The sequence below is a fragment of the Labilithrix luteola genome, assembly GCF_001263205.1.
Taxonomy (GTDB): domain Bacteria; phylum Myxococcota_A; class Polyangia; order Polyangiales; family Polyangiaceae; genus Labilithrix; species Labilithrix luteola.
Genome location: NZ_CP012333.1, coordinates 10,957,063 through 10,970,781, shown reverse-complemented (window position 1 = coordinate 10,970,781; position 13,719 = coordinate 10,957,063). Strand labels below are relative to the sequence as shown.

General features: G+C 66.1%; 14 protein-coding genes. 8 read left to right on the top strand and 6 right to left on the bottom strand.

Translation table 11 applies throughout. The annotated features are described in order from the left end of the window. Positions 1-87 precede the first annotated feature (87 nt). A complete protein-coding gene (mdh, locus tag AKJ09_RS47305; protein ID WP_146654446.1) occupies positions 88-1,026 on the top strand; it encodes a malate dehydrogenase in 939 nt (312 codons plus the stop codon). 288 nt (positions 1,027-1,314) lie between these two features. Further along, a complete protein-coding gene (locus tag AKJ09_RS47300) occupies positions 1,315-2,217 on the top strand; it encodes an Ig-like domain-containing protein (RefSeq protein ID WP_146654445.1) in 903 nt (300 codons plus the stop codon). Positions 2,218-2,277: 60 nt separating this feature from the next. Here the strand turns inward: AKJ09_RS47300 and AKJ09_RS47295 are convergent, their stop codons facing one another. Next, positions 2,278-5,277 carry a beta-glucosidase gene (locus tag AKJ09_RS47295; RefSeq protein WP_146654444.1) on the bottom strand — a complete coding sequence of 1,000 codons (3,000 nt, stop codon included), beginning with the start codon at positions 5,275-5,277 and terminating at the stop codon, positions 2,278-2,280. 516 nt (positions 5,278-5,793) lie between these two features. Continuing rightward, entirely contained in the window at positions 5,794-5,979 is a 186-nt protein-coding gene (locus AKJ09_RS47290; protein ID WP_146654443.1) for a hypothetical protein, read from the bottom strand. A 195-nt stretch (positions 5,980-6,174) separates the two neighbouring features. Between AKJ09_RS47290 and AKJ09_RS47285 the strand changes: the two genes are divergently transcribed. After that, a complete protein-coding gene (locus tag AKJ09_RS47285; protein ID WP_146654442.1) occupies positions 6,175-6,438 on the top strand; it encodes a hypothetical protein in 264 nt (87 codons plus the stop codon). Positions 6,439-6,556: 118 nt separating this feature from the next. On the opposite strand, the gene AKJ09_RS47280 is transcribed toward AKJ09_RS47285, so the two are convergent. Genes AKJ09_RS47280 through AKJ09_RS47270 form a run of 3 tightly spaced genes read right to left on the bottom strand, consistent with a single transcriptional unit; the run spans position 6,557 to position 9,078 of the window. Beyond that, a complete protein-coding gene (locus tag AKJ09_RS47280; protein ID WP_146654441.1) occupies positions 6,557-7,789 on the bottom strand; it encodes an acetyl-CoA C-acetyltransferase in 1,233 nt (410 codons plus the stop codon). A gap of 2 nt (positions 7,790-7,791) precedes the next feature. Then, the gene (locus AKJ09_RS47275) at positions 7,792-8,400 is read right to left on the bottom strand and encodes a TetR/AcrR family transcriptional regulator (protein WP_146654440.1); all 609 of its coding nucleotides are present in this window, start codon (positions 8,398-8,400) and stop codon (positions 7,792-7,794) included. Positions 8,401-8,460: 60 nt separating this feature from the next. After that, entirely contained in the window at positions 8,461-9,078 is a 618-nt protein-coding gene (locus tag AKJ09_RS47270) for a hypothetical protein (protein WP_146654439.1), read from the bottom strand. Between the two features lie 156 nt (positions 9,079-9,234). Between AKJ09_RS47270 and AKJ09_RS47265 the strand changes: the two genes are divergently transcribed. From AKJ09_RS47265 to AKJ09_RS47245, 5 genes are all read left to right on the top strand, one after another. Next, complete coding sequence (locus AKJ09_RS47265) at positions 9,235-9,696, top strand: PaaI family thioesterase (RefSeq protein WP_146654438.1); 462 nt, start codon at positions 9,235-9,237, stop codon at positions 9,694-9,696. 217 nt (positions 9,697-9,913) lie between these two features. Next, entirely contained in the window at positions 9,914-11,122 is a 1,209-nt protein-coding gene (sucC, locus tag AKJ09_RS47260; protein ID WP_146654437.1) for an ADP-forming succinate--CoA ligase subunit beta, read from the top strand. Further along, complete coding sequence (gene sucD / locus AKJ09_RS47255) at positions 11,119-12,042, top strand: succinate--CoA ligase subunit alpha (protein WP_146654436.1); 924 nt, start codon at positions 11,119-11,121, stop codon at positions 12,040-12,042. The genes sucC and sucD overlap by 4 nt, the downstream gene beginning before the upstream one ends. Before the next feature lie 100 nt (positions 12,043-12,142). Then, on the top strand, positions 12,143-12,355 hold the full coding sequence (locus AKJ09_RS47250; protein WP_146654435.1) for a hypothetical protein: 213 nt from the start codon (positions 12,143-12,145) through the stop codon (positions 12,353-12,355). A 237-nt stretch (positions 12,356-12,592) separates the two neighbouring features. Then, on the top strand, positions 12,593-12,790 hold the full coding sequence (locus AKJ09_RS47245; RefSeq protein ID WP_146654434.1) for a hypothetical protein: 198 nt from the start codon (positions 12,593-12,595) through the stop codon (positions 12,788-12,790). A gap of 25 nt (positions 12,791-12,815) precedes the next feature. Here the strand turns inward: AKJ09_RS47245 and AKJ09_RS47240 are convergent, their stop codons facing one another. Beyond that, a complete protein-coding gene (locus AKJ09_RS47240; protein WP_169928517.1) occupies positions 12,816-13,706 on the bottom strand; it encodes a LysR family transcriptional regulator in 891 nt (296 codons plus the stop codon). Between the last annotated feature and the right edge of the window lie 13 nt (positions 13,707-13,719).

The following is a 13,719-nucleotide window of genomic DNA, read 5'->3' as shown; positions in this document are numbered from 1 at the left end:
GGCGCGAACGGTCATGCCCGCCGCCTGTTCCACGCCGTTCCCATGCCAGCGCGCTGTGATAGAAGGCGAGCCCGAAAGGATTCCCCAATGCCCACCCGCAAGAAGATCGGACTGATTGGCGCTGGCAACATCGGTGGCGAGCTTGCTCGGCTCTGCGCGAACCGCGAGCTTGGCGACGTGTACCTGTTCGACATCGCCGCGAAGGAAAACTTCGCGAAGGGCAAGGCCCTCGACCTCGAGCAGAACGGCTCGATCCTCGGCTACGACTCGAACATCCGTGGCACCTCGAACTGGGCAGACCTCGAGGGCGCGGACGTCCTCATCATCACCGCGGGCATCCCGCGTAAGCCCGGCCAGTCGCGCGACGACCTCGTCGCGACGAACCTGCCGATCATCCGCGACGTCGCGAACAACGCGAAGAAGCACTGCCCCAACGCCTTCGTCATCGTCATCTCGAACCCGCTCGACGCGATGGTTTACGAGTACATGCGCGTGACGGGCTGCCCCAAGGGCAAGGTCGCCGGCATGGCTGGCGTGCTCGACTCGGCGCGCTTCCAGCTCTTCCTCGCTCGCGAGGCTGGCGTCAGCGTGAAGGACGTTCGCGCGATGGTCCTCGGCGGCCACGGCGATGACATGGTCCCCGTCCTCTCGATGACCACGATCAACGGCGTCCCCGCGACGCAGTTCATCGCGAAGGACAAGATCCAGTCGATCATCGAGCGCACCCGCAAGGGCGGCGGCGAGATCGTCACGCTCATGGGCACGAGCGCGTACTACGCGCCCGCGTCGGCCGCCGTCGCGATGGCCGAGGCCTACCTCCTCGACCAGAAGCGCCTCCTCGCCTGCGCCGCCTACCTCGACGGCGAGTACGGCTACAAGGACCTCTTCATGGGCGTCCCCTGCATCGTCGGTGGCAACGGCGTCGAGAAGATCGTCGAAATCCCGCTCACCGAAGAAGAGAAAGGCATGCTCGCCAAGAGCGCCGCGAGCGTTCAGGGCATCGTCGACGTCGTCAAGAAGAGCTGAATTTCAGCCCCTGAGCCGCCGCTCCGTCCCACGCCTCTCGCGTGAGGGCGTCGGGCGGCGGCCTCTCGGGGGAATCTACAGCGCAACTCAGTTGCGCTGATTGAAGAGTCAAACGGAGTTCGCGACAGACTTGCGCAAAGGACCGTGGATTTCGGGGCCCTCGCCTATCGTGGGCCCCGAAATCCACGGTCGACGCAAGTGGTCGCCGCAGTAGCGTGGTTGGTCGCGGTCCCCTGCCGCTGCCTGCTTTCGCGGGCTGAGCTTGGGCTTGGGTGATACGTTGCGGTCATGACGATCGGCAGGCGCCCTGCGCTTTGGCTCTTCGTGGCGTCGTTGATCGCGGTCGTTTGCGCGCTTCCGTTTGCGGGCTGCGCAGAGCCGCAGATTCCGACGCTCGAAGTCACGCCGCAGACGAGCACGCTGACGACGGGACAGACGCTGCAGCTCGCCGTCGGTCGACGCTACCCGCTGGGCACGTTCGAAGACGTGACCGGGAGCGTGCTCTACGCATCGACCAATCCGGCCGTCGCAACGGTCACGGAGAGTGGTTTCGTGACGGCGGGCGCCCAGACGGGGATCGCCGTGGTGCACGTGACGGACGAAGACAGGCTGGCGTCGGCGAGCTTCACCATCACCGTGAATGCGCCTCAAGTGGCGTCGATCGAAGTGACGCCTGCGGAAGGGACGGTGCTCGTGCAGGGGTCGTCGCACGCGTTCACTGCGACGGCGAAATTGACGAACGGCAAGAGCTCGGACGTCACGGCCCGCGTGAAGTGGTCGTCCTCGAACGACAGCATTGCTTCGGTCGGTGACAAAGGCGCCGTGAACGCGGTCAGGGTTGGCGAGGCGGACATCGTCGCGACCGATCCGGCGAGCGGGATGGCGGGGCACGCCCACGTGCTCGTCCAGGGCGGTGGCGCGGTGGCGCTCAAGGCGCTCGTGGTCACGCCGAATCCCGGCACGGTACTCGTCGGTGCGAACGTACAGTTTTCGGCCCTCGGCGTCCTTGGCGACGGCAGCACGCGCGACATGACGTCCGAAGTGGTCTGGTCGTCTTCGCGCGAAGACCTCGCGACCATCGACGCTCATGGGGTCGCGAAGGGCATCGCGAAAGGCGGAGTCATGGTGACCGCCCAGGGCGCGCCGCCGAACGGCACGGTCAAAGCGACGACCGGACTGACGGTCGAGTGACCGACGGCCCTTGATGGGCGACGGCGCCGCGCAGGGGGATGCCCGCACGGCGCCGTTCATTCAGGGGCCTTCGGCATCCGCGTCCGCATCCGCATCGGCATCGGCATCCGGAGCCGCGTCGGCATCGGCGTCCGCATCCGCGCCTGCGTCGGCGTCCGCGCTCGCGTCGGCGTCCGCACCCGCGTCGGCGTCCGCACCCGCGTCGGCGCCCGCGTCGGCTTCCGCGTCCGCGCCTGCGTCGGCCTCGGCGTCGGTGCCCGTGTCGACTTCGGCGTCGGCGGCTGCTTCGGCCTCGGCTTCGGCGTCTTCGACGTCCTGGCCTGCATCAGGGACCGGAGCCGCACGGAGCGTGAGGGGGGCCGTGAGGGCGATGTCGCGCGAGGAATCGCCGACGTCGACCATGGCGTTGCCGAACGGCACTCGCCAGGATTTCTTCTCCGTGTCCCAGATCGAGAGCGGGCGGGGGAGCGAGAAGGGATCGATCGTCAGGTCGACGTCTTTCGTCTCACCCGGATTGAGAGAGACGCGCGAGAACGCGACGAGGCGCTTTGGCGGTTCCCCGATGCCCGGGGGCATTTCCACGTAGACCTGCGCGACTTCGTCGCCCGGGCGTCCTCCGGTGTTCTTCACTCGGAAACGAACGTGGATGGGCTCGGTGCCGTCCGTCTCTGAAGGCGTGACCGAGAGGCTGTCGAACGAGAACGTCGTGTACGACAGGCCGAAGCCGAACGGATAGGCACTGGGAAGCCCGAGCAATTGATAACCGCGATATCCGACGCCGAGGCCTTCGGAGTAGCTCGCCACCGGGCTGTCGGCTGCACCGACGCCGGGGAATTGCTGCATGGTCGACGTCGGAGTTCGGTTTTGATCCGCAGGGAACGTCACGGCGACCTTGCCGCCGGGGTTCACGTCGCCCGAGAGGACGCCGGCAATGGCATTTCCGGATTCCTGACCAGGCAACCACGCATTCACGATTCCGCGCACGTTCCCTTGCCAGCTCGTCTCCACCGCCGAGCCCGTCTCGAGCACGACGACCGTGTTCGGATTCGCGTTCGCCACCGACCGAATCAAGAGCGCCTGTTCGTTCGGCAGATCGAGGCTCGGCCGATCGAAGCCCTCCGTTTCGTAGTCGCGCACGACGACGATGGCGGCGTCTTTGCCCGTTGCGGCATCGACGGCACGCTGCATGGCAGGTGAAAGCACGTTGTCCGGGTGCTCCCAGCCGAATCGAACTTGGCCGCCGATGGTCGAGCTCGCCTTCGTTGCCGAATATTCGATTCGAATGTCGCGACTCACCCCGGCGTCGAAGTGCACCGTCGCGCGTACGGTCGAGAGATCACCGGTGTGCTCGAGGACGTTCTGATTGTCGACGAAGAGCTTCGCCGCGCCGCGCGCCGTGAGCACGAGCGTATAGTCGCCCGTCTTGGGCAGCGTCATCTTTCCGGCCCAGCGCGCCGACAGATCGCCCAGCAACGCGGCATTCCCGGTCGTCGACGGCACCTTCGGCGAGGCCGCATTGAAACCGGCGAAGTTCGCGAATCCGAAGTTCACGTTCACGTTCGGATCGGTACGCGTGAGCGTCGGATCGCCTTGGAAATTGCTGTTTCCCCAATACTGAGCGGACAGGCCGGGGGATGCGCCGTCGGGCGTCGTCAGCATCGATGACGGAACGGGCGCGGGGCCAGGCAGTAGCGCGCCTTCCGAAATACCATCGACGCCTGCTTCGTATTGGACCGCCGCTGCGGCGAATCGCTTTTGAATGCCTTGCAGCGGGCTCACGATATACGTGGGGACCACCAGGGAGCTCCCGCCGCCCGCCGCCGAGCCATCGTCGGCGTCCGGACCGATGACGGCAATCGACTTCGGCGTGTTCGGATCGATCGGAAGAATTCCGTCGTTCTTGAGGAGGACGATGCTGCGCTCGGCTGCTTTGCGGGCGACCGCGCCGTGCGCCGTCTGGTCGAATGGCGTGATGCTCACGGGATTGTCGAAGAGGCCGAGCCCGACCATCGCCCGCAAGATGCGGCGCGCCATGTCGTCGAGGCGGTCGTGGCCGACCTGTCCGTTCTGCACGGCGGCGAGCAGGGCGTTTCCGAACTTCGGAGTCGTGGTTCCAGCGGTCGAATACCCGGTTCCGAGGCTCTGCGTCTGGTCGCCGGGCTGCTCCTGATCGAGTCCCGCGTTGGCGGCATCGGCCGTGCTGGGCGTTGCGTTGTAATCGCTCATCACGAAACCCTTGAAGCCGAAGCTTCCTTTGAGGGAATCGTTGATGAGGTTGTTTTCGCAGGCGAACGTGCCGTTGATTCGATTGAACGAGCACATCACGGAGCCCGGATGGGCGTTGCGAACGACGGCCTCGAACGGGGCGAGGTGGATCTCGTTGAGTGTCCGCTGGTCGACACTCGAGCTCACGGTCGTGCGGTTCGTTTCCTGGTTGTAGGCCGCAAAGTGGGCGAGGGTGGCCATGAGCGGATGGGACTGCACGGTCGTCGTCCACGCAGAGGCCATCGACGAAGCGAGCAGCGGATCTTCTCCGTAGACCTCGAACGCTCGGCCCCACCGCGCATCGCGCACGAGATCTGCGCTCGGACCGAGCTGCACGTTGTTTCCCGTCGCCATGCTCTCTCGAGCGATCGTCTCGGCGACCTCCTGGACGAGTCCGGGGTCGAACGACGACGCGATGGCCGTGTTGGAGGGGAACTGCGTGGCCATTTGGCCATTCGTCGACGGATTGGCCACTTGCACGCCGAGCGGACCGTGCGCCATGGTCAATGCCGGAATGCCGACCTCCGGGATGGCATTGTTGAAGAGTCCGTAGAGACCGTTCAGCTGTCCGGTGACGAGGTCGACCTTCTGCTGGTCGTTCATCTTTCCGAGGATGTCGTTCACGCGCCGTTCGACGTCGCCCGACGAGTCCCAGTTCGTATTGCGGCTTTGCCCTCCGGCTTGCGCCGTCGAATGCGCCTCGGGGTCGTCCTTCTTCGTCGTCGTGCACGAGCTCGCGGCGGCGACGGCTCCAAGGAGAAACGGCGTAACGGCAATTCCGACTTTCGCTCTCATGACTCATCCCTCCACGTGCCGTGAGCAAGCGCGAGAACAGCGCGGACGCAGCGAACCTACGACGCGAGGCGTTCGCCTTTCGCTATGCGGCGGACTGCACGCGGCAACTGGGACGGACTGCAGGTCCCATACCCCTCGGCGATTTCGACCGATCGTCGAGCGATCGCGTCGAGCGACCTTGCGGCGGTCTCGCGCAGAGGCGGTCGCGCGTGGCTCCTTTGCCGGCATGCTGCGATCGATCGCTCTGCGATCGCAGGATTCTCGAACTCCCGCACGCCGCACGAAGCGACGGCAGGCGATGCGTCATGCCATTTGGGCGACCACTCGAGTACGAGTACGCGCATCACCAGATGCCGCCCGCCCGAGCACGCCGGCGTACCCTGATTTCCCTTGGACGGACCAAACCTTTCCGACGTGAACCGTCTCATGCGCATTCGCCCGCCCGACGGGACCGTCGCTGGCGCCAATCCCGCGTACAATCGTGGCGTGTCGCGGCAGGAAGTCCTTCGTCGGGTCCTAGAGTTCGCCAGCCCGCACGGCGCTTTCGTGAAGCTCGAGGATCGCGAACGCCGCGAGCTTGCTTGGGCCAATGCCGTCGACGCGGAGACGATCGACGAGGTGCTCGGTCTTCTGATTCGCCCCCCCTCCCGATCCGAGCTCGAGGGAGTCGAGGCCATCGACGTCCGTTATGAGCTCTCTCACCTCCTCGAGCTCGTCGGGCGTCGCGAGCCGCGCACGCTGCTGAATCGTATTGGCCCTCTCCTACAGCGCAACTCAGTTGCACTGATTGAATCGTCAAACGGAGTTCGCGACAGAATTGTCCAAAGGACCGATGATTTCGGGGGCCTCGCCCGTCGTGGGCCCCGAAATTCTCGGTCCGTGCAAGCGGTCGCCGCAGTGAATGAGCCGAACGCGCAGGCCACGCTCGTGGAGGTCATCGGCGCGCTTGGTCTGAACGAGGGGCTCGTTTGGCTCGAACCTCTCGTCGATCGCTCACTCGACGAGGACGTGGCGCTCAGCCTGGCAGGCGCGTTCGGCGAAATCGGCGGGCCTGATGCGATGACCCTTCTCGCTCGTCTCGAAGCGGCGACCCCGCCATCGCTCGACGCCGTTCACGAAGAGATCGCGATCGCGAAAGAGGTCGGCAAGCGCGATCGCTGATCGTTCGCCTGCGTAGCGCCGACCTCGGTTCCGCAACAGCCGATCACGGACGAACAAAATGCGACGAGCCGGCGAGCGCCTCGAGGCACCGGCCGGCTCGTAAGAGGAAGCGTGCGGGTTACACGCGTTCGATGATCGTGGCGATGCCCTGGCCGCCGCCGATGCACAGCGTGATGAGCGCCGTCGACTTGTTCGTGCGTTCGAGCTCGTCGAGGGCGGTGCCGAGGAGGATGGCGCCCGTGGCGCCGAGCGGATGACCGAGGGCGATGGATCCGCCGTTGACGTTCACGCGCTCGGGATCGATTTCGAGGGCGCGGATGGTCTGGAGAACGACGGCGGCGAAGGCCTCGTTGATCTCCCAGAGGTCGATGTCCTTCGCGTTCATGCCCGCGAGCTTGAGCGCCTTCTGCGAGGCAGGGGCGGGGGCGGTGAGCATGATGACCGGCTCGGAGCCGATCGTCGCGAACGAGCGAATGCGGGCGCGCGGCTTGAGACCGTACTGCTTCACCGCCTCGTCCGAGGCGAGGAGAACGGCCGCTGCGCCGTCGACGATGCCGCTCGAGTTGCCCGCGGTGTGGACGTGGTTGATCGAGCCGACGCCGGGGTAGGGACGGAGCGCGACCTGATCGAAGGTGTCGTTGCCGTCGAGGGGCGTGGCGCCCATCGCGAGGAAGGCCGGCTCGAGCTTGGCGAGCGCCTCCATGGTGGTGGTCGGGCGCGGATACTCCTCGTTCGCGAGGACCACGTTGCCCGTGGCCGGATCGACGACCGGGAAGATGGCCTTGCCTTCGCGCTTGTCCTCGAGGGCCTTGCCGGCGCGCTGCTGCGAGCGGAGCGCCCAGTTGTCGACGTCTTGGCGCGTGAAACCCTCGCGCGTCGCGATGAGGTCGGCGCTGATGCCCTGCGGCACCTGGTAGTAGGTCTTGCGGAGGTGCGTGTTGAGGCCGTCGACGCCGCCGCCGTCCGAACCCATGGGCACGCGCGACATGCTCTCGACGCCGCCGGCCGCGACGATGCCCTGCATGCCCGACATGACGCCCATCGCGGCGAAGTTGATCGCCTGCAGGCCCGAGCCGCAGAAGCGGTTGACCGACGTGCCGCCGACTTCGATCGGCCAGCCCGCGGCGAGGACCGTGTTGCGTGCCAGGTTCGAGCCCTGCTCGCCCGCCTGCGAGACGATGCCCGCGACGACGTCGTCGACGTTCTTCGGATCGACGCCGGTCTTCTTCGCGAGCTGGTTCAGGGTCTGCGCGAGGAGCTCCTGCGGGTGAATCCCCGAGAGGGCGCCCTTGCCGGCTTTGCCTCGGCCACGCGGGGTACGCGACGTGCCGATGATGAATGCGTTCGACATTCTCAGGTCTCCTTCGTCTTCGACTTCTTGGTAGAAACGCTTCGTACGGCGGCGCTGGCGAACGAGCGACACGCCGCAAGAATCTCGTCGGAGAGGGGGCCCGCACCCACGGCGCGTGCGAGCGTCAGGCCACCGTACATGATGGCGATCGTCGCCAGTGCAACCGATCGCGCCCGCGATGCGTCAGGGACGTGCGGCGCGAGCTCCTTCACGTATGCTTCGACGAAGGTGGCGAGCTCGCTCTGCAGCGCGGGATGCGAGGTCGCCACGTCACCGACGACCGCCGGCAGGGGACATCCCTTGTCGACCACGTCGCGGTGCAGACGCGTCAGGTAGCGCTCGAGGATCTCGTCGTAGCGCTCGGCCGAAGGCACGTTCTCCAGCTTGGAGAACAGCCGCGTACGCATCACCTGAGTGGTCCGCCGCAACGTCTCGGCGACGAGCGCATCCTTGTTGGCGAAGTGCGCGTAGAAGCCGCCCACGGTGAGACCTGCGCCTTTCATGACGTCCGCAACGCTCGCGCCGGTGGCGCCTTTCGAACGCAGGAGCTTGGCCGCGGACTCGAGGATCGCCTCGTGGGTCTCACGCTTCTGCTCGGCCTTGGCTGACATATTACGAACGTAATATTCAAGACCGTGTTCGTCAATGGCCGCTGGAGGGGGCCGCCACGCTCAAACTTGCGCGTGCGCGGCCGCCAGGGCGAGGCCGATGATTCGATCGAGCTCCGCCTCGCTGGCGATGGGTTTTGGGATTCGGACGGACGTATTTCCGCCCGCGTACGTGATGATTACCGAACCGGTGTCCTGGACGACGAGCGGCAGCGCTCCTTGGAGATGCGTTCGGAGCCACGCCTGTGCCGCTTGGACGTTGTCGGAGCGCGTTCGCACGCGCGCGTCGAACATCCGATCGCCGGTCTGGAAGCTGTCCGCCTCGGGCGGTGCAGGCGTCCGAACGCACTCGATGTTGAACGTGAGCGGGCGCGGTGCATGCGCGCGCACGGAAATCTCCGTCGCACCCGGCAGCCCTGCGCGGCGTGAGTTGACGAGCCGGGACGAGCGAACCGTGAGTCCGACTCCCTGCACGGTGCCTTGCAAGACGCTGACTTCGGATCCCGTGGTGTGCGCGCCCAGCGATACGGGAGGCGTGAAATGAAGCCCGCGCTTTTGCGCCCACGGAGCGAGCATCATCGTACGCGCCTTCGGAGCTTGGACGAAGATGTACCAGAGCGCGAAGACGGCGACCGTCCCCACCGCTCCGAAGAAGAGGACCTGAAGGACGTCGTTGCTCACGAACGGATTCTAGGTCATCCGTTGTTGCCGAGACCGGACAAACACGGCTCAGCGCGCGTTGCATCGTGCATCATGCATCATTCGGGCGCAGGTCGAGGTCGGCGCATCCGAGCGCGGGGTTCCCACGGACCCGTGACCGGACTATCGTTCGTGCCGATGAGCACCGCGCTTCAGGACCAGTACGCTCCTCACAACGAATGCTTCGGCTGCGGGCCGGCCAACACCAAGGGCCTCCGCATCAAGAGCCGCGTCGAGGGGGACGAGGTCGTCGCCGAGTTCACGCCCGAGGCGCACCACATTGCGTTTCCCGGCGTCGTGAACGGCGGCATCATCGGCGCGATCCTCGATTGCCACTCGAACTGGACCGCCGCCTATCACGTCATGAAGACGGCCGGCGCCGAGACGCCGCCGTGCACCGTGACGGCCGACTACGCCATCAAGCTGAAGCGTCCGACGCCGACCGGCGTGACGCTCTACCTTCGCGCCAAGGTCGTCGAGTCCGAGGCGGACCGTGCGGTCGTCGAGGCGACGCTCGAGGCGAACGGGAAGGTGACCGCGACCTGCCGCGGCCTCTTCGTGGCCGTCAAGGAAGGCCATCCCGCGTTCCATCGCTGGTGAGCTTCGAGACGGGGCCATCGTCTCCGTCGTTCGTCACCTGAACGTCACCAGCTCGGCTGGTGGGGCGCGCTTCGAGGCCTGCCGCGCGGAGCCATTTTTCAGAAGCTCGTGAGGCCGCGGGAAGAGTGGAAGAGCCGTGCGCGCGAATTTTGCGGACTTGCGTGCGGGCACGAGTCCGTGGTGACGGGCGTCCGCATCTTCTGGTAGGGTCCGCCCCGTGAAGATCCACGAGTACCAAGGCAAACAGATCTTCGCCAAGTACGGCGTTCCCGTCCCGAAAGGCTATCCCGCGTTCACCGTCGACGAGGCTGAGGCTGCGGCCAAGAAGCTCGTTGCGGAGACCGGCAACCAGGTCGTCGTCGTCAAGGCGCAGATCCACGCAGGAGGCCGCGGAAAAGGCGGCGGCGTGAAGGTCGCCAAGGGCGGACCGACCGAGGCGCGTCAGCTCGCCGAGAAGATCCTCGGTATGCAGCTCGTCACGCACCAGACCGGCCCCGAGGGCCAGAAGGTTCGTCGTCTTTACATCGAGCAGGGCCTCGACATGGCCCGCGAGCTCTATCTGAGCGCGCTCGTCGACCGCGATCGCCGTCGCATCGCCTTCATGGCGTCGACGGAGGGCGGCATGGACATCGAAGAGGTCGCCGCGCACACGCCGGAGAAGATCCTCACGATCCACGTCGACCCCACCGTCGGTCTCGCGGCGTACCAGTCGCGCGAGCTCGCGTTCGGTCTCGGCCTCATGCAGCACGGCAAGGAGACGGTCGCGAAGTTCGTCCGCCTCATGACCGCGCTCTACGAAGCCGTCGTGAAGGAAGACTGCGCGCTCCTCGAGATCAACCCGCTCGCCGTCCTCAAGAACGGTGACATCGTGGCCCTCGACGCGAAGGTCACCTTCGACGACAACGCGGACTTCCGCCACAAGGGGTGGGACGAGCTCCGTGACACCGACGAGGAAGATCCCGTCGAGCTCGAAGCCAAGAAGGCGGGCCTCAACTACGTGTCGCTCGACGGCAACGTCGGCTGCCTCGTCAACGGCGCCGGCCTCGCGATGGCGACGATGGACATCATCAAGCACGCCGGTGCGAACCACGGCGTGGCGCCTGCGAACTTCCTCGACGTCGGCGGTGGCGCCACGCAGGAGCAGGTCACCAAGGCCTTCAGCATGATCCTGAAGAGCCCGAAGGTGAAGGCGATCTTCGTCAACATCTTCGGCGGCATCATGAAGTGCGACGTCATCGCCAACGGCGTCGTCGCGGCGGCGAAGGAGCTCGGCCTCAAGGTGCCGCTCGTCGTCCGTCTCGAAGGTACGAACGTCGAACTCGGTCGGAAGATCCTGAACGAGAGCGGCCTCGCGATCGTCGCGGCCACCACCATGGCCGACGGCGCGAAGAAGATTGTCGATGCGGTTTCGGGAGGTGCGAAGTGAGCATCCTGGTCGGTAAGGACACGCGGCTCATCGTCCAAGGCATCACGGGCGGCGCCGGTTCGTTCCACGCCAAGCAGATGATCGAGTACGGCACCAGCGTCGTCGGCGGCGTTACGCCCACGCGCGGTGGTGAGTCGTTCGAGCACAATGCCTCGGTCGGCACCGTCAAGGTCCCCGTCTTCGACACCGTCTCGCAGGCGGTCAAGCAGACGGGCGCCAACGCCAGCGTCATCTTCGTGCCCCCGCCGGGCGCGGCGGACGCGATCCTCGAGGCGTTCGATGCGGGCATCGAGCTCGTCATCTGCATCACCGAGGGCATCCCGGTCGTCGACATGCTCCCCGTCCGCCGCGTCCTCGAGACGCTCCAGGACGAGCGCCGCGCGCAGGGCAAGAGCATCCCGCGCCTCGTCGGTCCGAACTGCCCCGGCGTCATCACGCCCGGCGCGTGCAAGATCGGCATCATGCCGGGCCACATCCACAAGCCCGGTCACATCGGCGTCGTCTCGCGCTCGGGCACGCTCACGTACGAGGCCGTCGGCCAGCTCACGGCCCTCGGCATCGGCCAGTCCACCTGCGTCGGCATCGGCGGCGACCCCGTCGGCGGCATGGACTTCGTGGACGTCCTGGAGCTCTTCCAGAACGACCCCGACACGCACGGCGTCATCATGATCGGCGAAATCGGCGGCGGCGCGGAAGAGCGCGGCGCGGCCTTCATCAAAGAGAAGATGACGAAGCCCGTCGCGGCGTTCATCGCCGGCACGACGGCTCCCCCGGGCAAGCGCATGGGCCACGCCGGCGCCATCATCTCGGGCGGCCAGGGCACGGCCGCGGCGAAGATCGAAGCGCTCACCAAGGCCGGAGCGAAAGTCGCCCCGACCCCGAGCGACATGGCCTCGACGCTCAAGTCGATGATGGGCTGAGCGACTTCTCGCTCGTCTCCTCTCGAGACCTGACTCCGCCGGTCGACACCTCGCGTGTCCGCCGGCGGATTCGTTTTGTGCGCCTTTCGAGGCCGCGCTAGTGAGCGCCGACGCACGCATCGAGCAGGTTCGCGCCGGCGTGCTGAGCCGCGTCTTGCGCGAAGCCGGCGAGCAGCAGTTTCGTCTCTGGATGAAGACGCTGCTCGAAACACGCCTCTCCGCCGACGAGCCGCTCCTTCGATGGGGGCGCTTTCGGAACGACGCGGATTCGATGGCTGGGATGCGGGGAACGACGGATTGGTTCTTCGAATGATCGACTGGGCGGGCTCCCGGAGCATTGTCGGTTGGGAAGGAATTCCCGATCGAACTCAAAAGGGAACATCTCGTTCGAATATGACCGCATCCGTACCGCGCCGTCGCTCGTCGCGTTCACACGGCGGGCGACGGTCGTTTCGTTGGGCGTGGAGATCACTGTCTTACCGTCGGCTCATGGTGCCAACGGTCGAGAAAGAGACGGTTCGAGGATCGAGGATCGAGGAAGGAGCACTCCATGAAGCTCACGGCATGGCAGATGGTCGCTGTTCTGGCGATTCTGTTTGCGGCGATCATCTGCGCGAATGTATTCGCCCCGGGTGTTTCGGCGGTCGTTGTGTCGATGGCCACGACCGCGCTTGGAGCGCTCGTTCTTCAGAGAGATGATCGTGCAGGGCCAAAGGTGCCCGCCTCGCGAACATCGGACCGTCGATGAGTTGGCAGGCGTTTCGTCGGTGGGGTCAGCGCTGGCTCGTCGAGGAAAAGAGCGGTTTCACCTTCTCGAGCAGGGCGTCGACGGCCGCTCGGAGGGAGCGTGACTTGCGAAGATCCCGGTGGAAGACGAGCCAAAGGTCTCGCTCGATAGCGGCGAGGTCGGGGAGGACACGCTTCAGCGCTGGTCGACGGTCGGCGAGGATGCGGGGGAGTGTGGCGATGCCGGCGCCGGCTTCGACCGCTTCGACGAGCGAGAGCATGCTGTTCGTCTGATACGTGATGCGGGCACCGCTGGTGACGGAGGCCTGCCAGCGGACGTGCGGCGTGTTCGCGAAGGTTTGGTCGAACGAACAGAAGGCATGGCGAGATAGGTCGTCCAAGGCGCGCGGAGCGCCGTGCTCGGCCAGATAGCTCGACGACGCATAGAGGCCATACGCGATCACCCCGACGCGGCGGCCGACGAGGGACTTCTCTTTGGGGCGACCGATCCGGAGCGCGATGTCCGCCTCGCGGCGCGTGAGGTCGAGCGCGCGGTTCTCGATGCGTAGGCGAGGCTGCACGTCAGGGTGCTCGCGGCCGAGAGCGACGAGCAATGGCGTGAGCATCGAGACGCCCCATTCGGCCGAGGTGACGACCACTCCGTTCACCCTTTGGCGTTCTCGGGCCACCAGATCACGCTCGAACGCGAGCTCCACGGCCTCCATCTTTTCGGCTGCGGTCGCGACGAGTGTGCCGTCGTCGGTCAGCTCGATTCCCTGCGCGCCGCGGCGGAAGAGCGCCGAGCCAAAGCGAGCCTCGATGGCTTCCAGTCGTCTCCCCATCGTCGAAGCGTCGATGTCGAGCGCGGCGGCGGCGGCCTTGAGCGAGCGCTGGCGTGAGACGACGAGGATGTCGCGAAAGTCTTGCGGGCGGAGCATGGGGGAGATTCGT

Coding starts and splice junctions, on each gene's coding strand:
- mdh (WP_146654446.1), top strand. CDS start 88: ATGCCCACCCGCAAGAAGATCGGACTGATTGGCGCTGGCAACATCGGT.
- AKJ09_RS47300 (WP_146654445.1), top strand. CDS start 1,315: ATGACGATCGGCAGGCGCCCTGCGCTTTGGCTCTTCGTGGCGTCGTTG.
- AKJ09_RS47295 (WP_146654444.1), bottom strand. CDS start 5,277: ATGAGAGCGAAAGTCGGAATTGCCGTTACGCCGTTTCTCCTTGGAGCC.
- AKJ09_RS47280 (WP_146654441.1), bottom strand. CDS start 7,789: ATGTCGAACGCATTCATCATCGGCACGTCGCGTACCCCGCGTGGCCGA.
- AKJ09_RS47275 (WP_146654440.1), bottom strand. CDS start 8,400: ATGTCAGCCAAGGCCGAGCAGAAGCGTGAGACCCACGAGGCGATCCTC.
- AKJ09_RS47265 (WP_146654438.1), top strand. CDS start 9,235: ATGAGCACCGCGCTTCAGGACCAGTACGCTCCTCACAACGAATGCTTC.
- AKJ09_RS47245 (WP_146654434.1), top strand. CDS start 12,593: ATGAAGCTCACGGCATGGCAGATGGTCGCTGTTCTGGCGATTCTGTTT.
- AKJ09_RS47240 (WP_169928517.1), bottom strand. CDS start 13,706: ATGCTCCGCCCGCAAGACTTTCGCGACATCCTCGTCGTCTCACGCCAG.